Consider the following 368-nt stretch of genomic DNA (forward strand, 5'->3'; position numbering starts at 1 on the left):
CCGCGTCCGGATTGGGCTTCTGGTAGCCCGCGCCCTGCATGATGGCGTCGGCAATGGGTGCGATGGCAGGATTCATGGCGACCTGTGCCCCGCCCTGCATCGCCGAAAAGGCGGCCTGCACGCCCACCTGTACGGCGTCGGCCATCACCTTCTTGATCTGAGCATCCGTGAGGCGCTCCTTCATCTCCAACTCGCGTGCCTTGAGGTCGTGCCCGGCCTTGGACAGTGCGGCCTGCACCTCCTGCTGAATCCGCTTCTCGACCTGCTCCGGGCTCTCCTGGGAGCCGGCCGCGCGCAGGGCCTCGATGATCTCGCGCTTGTAGGGCGTGTCCATGAGCGCAACCATGTAGGGCATGGCGGCCTGCTGG

Annotated in this window: 1 pseudogene; it reads right to left on the bottom strand. The window is 66.6% G+C overall.

The window, feature by feature from the left end:
* Positions 1-355 (bottom strand): annotated as a pseudogene (locus L995_RS00810) (hypothetical protein); the annotation flags it as partial.
* Positions 356-368: the final 13 nt, after the last annotated feature.

This window comes from Delftia sp. ZNC0008 (assembly GCF_000799035.1).
GTDB lineage: Bacteria > Pseudomonadota > Gammaproteobacteria > Burkholderiales > Burkholderiaceae_C > Comamonas > Comamonas tsuruhatensis.